The organism is Acidovorax sp. FG60 (genome assembly GCF_057808995.1).
Genome location: NZ_JBMDJC010000051.1, coordinates 1 through 2,962 on the forward strand (window position 1 = coordinate 1; position 2,962 = coordinate 2,962).

2 protein-coding genes and 1 pseudogene are annotated in these 2,962 nt (G+C 61.9%); 1 reads left to right on the top strand and 2 read right to left on the bottom strand.

The genetic code is table 11. The annotated features are described in order from the left end of the window. Nucleotides 1–110: 110 nt before the first annotated feature. Nucleotides 111–320, bottom strand: a pseudogene (locus ACODS0_RS27935) (dihydrolipoyl dehydrogenase); the annotation flags it as partial. 115 nt (nucleotides 321–435) lie between these two features. On the opposite strand from ACODS0_RS27935, the gene ACODS0_RS27940 reads away from it, so the two are divergent. Next, nucleotides 436–924, top strand: a complete 489-nt coding sequence (locus ACODS0_RS27940; protein WP_333907696.1) for a MarR family winged helix-turn-helix transcriptional regulator — start codon at nucleotides 436–438, stop codon at nucleotides 922–924. A 260-nt stretch (nucleotides 925–1,184) separates the two neighbouring features. On the opposite strand, the gene ACODS0_RS27945 is transcribed toward ACODS0_RS27940, so the two are convergent. Next, the gene (locus tag ACODS0_RS27945; RefSeq protein ID WP_488838490.1) at nucleotides 1,185–2,828 is read right to left on the bottom strand and encodes a carboxylesterase/lipase family protein; all 1,644 of its coding nucleotides are present in this window, start codon (nucleotides 2,826–2,828) and stop codon (nucleotides 1,185–1,187) included. Nucleotides 2,829–2,962: the final 134 nt, after the last annotated feature.

Here is a 2,962-nt window from a genome sequence, read left to right on the forward strand (position 1 = left end):
ATGAATACTGTACAAATGCACAGTATTCTGCGGCGATTGTTTGGGTACGCAAAGCACAAGGCCCGAACCGTCGCCAGTTCGGGCCTTGTCAGGGTAGCTTGGCTGCGGACTTACTTGCGCGCAGGCGGCACATCCGTGCAGCTGCCATGCGCCACTTCCGCCGCCATGCCGATGCTCTCGCCCAGCGTCGGATGCGGGTGGATGGTCTTGCCGATGTCGACAGCGTCCGCACCCATCTCGATGGCCAGGGCGATCTCGCCGATCATGTCGCCCGCATGCGTGCCGACCATGCCGCCGCCCAGGATCTTGCCGTGGCCCCGGCCAGCATGGCCGTCTCCTGATCCTGCTTCGTCTCTTTGGCGGAGTTCATGACGAACCCGCTGCACCCGCCGTGCTGACTGAAGAACTTCCATCACACTTCCAATATGATTGATAATGTCCCCTATTATGCGAAAACAAGTTGATAAAGTCAATCAAAGTGACGCCGTGCTGCCGAATGAGGTCTTCGAGACCATTCACGACATCATGCATCTCTACCGGGCGCGCCAGTACCGCGCTCTGCGCGACGGCGGTCATGACCTGACCCACATGGACGCCAAGGTCCTTGGATTTTTTGCGCGCCGTCCCGGCGCCACGCAGAGCGATCTGGCTGCACACTCAGGGCGTGACAAGGCGCAGCTTGCACGCCTGATCCGCGGCCTGAGGGACAAGGGCCTGCTCGAAGCGCGGCTCGACGAGGAAGACCGCCGCAGCACGCGGCTTCAGGTCACGGCAGAGGGAATGGCCGTATTTGGCCATCTGCATGCACAGGGAGCGCAACTGTCCGGCGTGGCGATGGCTGACCTGAAGCACGGCGAAAGGGAGCAACTCATTTCCCTGCTACGCCGGGTGCATGAAAGGCTGCAGTCTGCCCCGGATGAATGATTCCAGGCATTGACGCCTGACCTGCTTACCCGCACACAGCTTGGTACGCCGGTGCTGCCACGCAGCCGGGCGGCATGCTGCCCGAATTTCCCGCGATGCCCTTGCCAGAGAAAACCAACGGTCTCATCTGGTGTGTCAGGAACTGGAAATGGTCCAGGGCCGACTGCGCGAGTATCCCGAAGGAATGACTTGCGTCCCAAACGTCATGCGGTGCAATAAAAAAGGCCCGCCGAAGCGGGCCATGCTGCGCCAGGGCTTGATCAAAAAGTCAGTGATGTCCAGGCCGTGTTGCACTTGTGGTCGGTCTCGAACGTGGCCAGTTCCCTGATGCCGCCAGCGGAGGCGACGTCCAGTCCGAGCACCTTGGTCGGTCCCGTAAATGCAGGCCATGACGTCGCCACCGGGTCGCCATTATTCGGATTGCTGGTGCGGGCAAAGTTGGTCCAGTAGCGTGCCATGCTGGCCTGCAGGTCGCGGTGTTCCGCGGTCTCCAGGTCACGCAGGTTGAACAGGTACTGGAGCTCATACGAGTGACCTGCCCCCTGGTTGAAACTGATGGTGTTGCGGCCGATCGACGGGATCGCAGTCCGGTCCCGGAACTCGTACATGAAGATTGGCGTTGCCTGGCTCAGTACCCGCTTCGACAGGTTCAACGCCGGACAGGAAAAGCGCACGTCGGTGCCGGCCGCCGTCGCCGCGAGGCTGGGTTGCTGCGCGGTATTGGTGCCGTAATCCGTCAGTGGATATACCGTGGCGAGCGATGGTGGCAGACCGAGCGAGGTCTGCAGATAGGAAGGGTACTGGGCAGCGGTCAGCGGCCCCGCCACCAGTTCGCGCGATGCAACGAAGAGCGACCACTCGTCTTGGTTGGAGCCATTGACCAGCGGCACCTTGTTGTTCTCCCCGGCGACGAAAGTCGCCTTGATGGACTTGGGCAAAACCTTGCCATCCACCGAAGGCACGGGGCTCGAGTTGGCCGTGGTGAAGGCGGTCGCGAGCTGGTTGTTGACAAGCTCGGCGGACAAGCCGCGCAAACATGCCGCGTCGACGGTGGGGCAGCTAACGCCGGCTGCGGCCAGCGCGCTGTTGACGATCGACGTGCTCTGCGCTTCAAGCTGCGCCTGTGTCAGCTGGCGATCGAATCCGTAGCCGCCGCTTTGGACGATGGCCTTGGCGAACAGACCCTTGGATAGCGGTGACGCCAGGTGTGTCATCACGCTGAAGCCGCCGGCGGATTCGCCGAAGATGGTGACATTGGACTTGTTGCCGCCGAACGCGGCGATATTGTCCTGCACCCAGCGCAGTGCTGCCTGCTGGTCCATGATGCCGTAGTTGCCGACCGTGCCGTCCGCGGCGCGCAGCGACGGATGGCCCAGGAAACCCATGGCGCCCATGCGGTAGGCGATGTTGACAACGATGGCGCCCTTGCTGACCAGGGGCGACGGGTCGGCATAGGTGATGGCGCCGCCGGTGTTGAAGGCGCCGCCGTGGATCCACACCATGACAGGGAAGGGGCCTTCGCCGGTGGCAGGGGCATGGACGTCGAGGTAGAGGCAGTCCTCGGTGCCGTTGGGCAGGCGGAAGGAACTGGCGCTGGTTTGCAGGCAGGGCGCATTAGACTGGGTCTTCGCCAGCGGGGCGGCCCAGGATTGAGGCGGCGCCGGCGGCATCCAGCGCAGGTTGCCCACCGGAGGCGCGGCAAAAGGTATCCCGAAATAGCTGCGCATGCCGAGGCGGTCCACAGCCTGGACCTGGCCTGCGACCGTAGTGGCAACGGCGGGTGCGCCCTGGTTGTTACTACTGCTGTCGTTGTCGCTGCCACCGCATGCAGCAAGTACGCTGAGGCCGGCGAGTGCAAGAATTGTGGGAAATCGGATCGCTTTAGTTAGGGAACGGCTATTCATTCAATGTCTCCTGAAGGATCTTGGTATGTGTTTTACCCTGCGAAATGTTGTTTTATTTATTTCCGCGCGAACGATGCTACCACGGATAGGAAATTCAACCGCATGAGGCCAAGTATGGCACGAGTTTTGGGCCT

Coding starts and splice junctions, on each gene's coding strand:
- ACODS0_RS27940 (WP_333907696.1), top strand. CDS start 436: ATGTCCCCTATTATGCGAAAACAAGTTGATAAAGTCAATCAAAGTGAC.
- ACODS0_RS27945 (WP_488838490.1), bottom strand. CDS start 2,828: ATGAATAGCCGTTCCCTAACTAAAGCGATCCGATTTCCCACAATTCTT.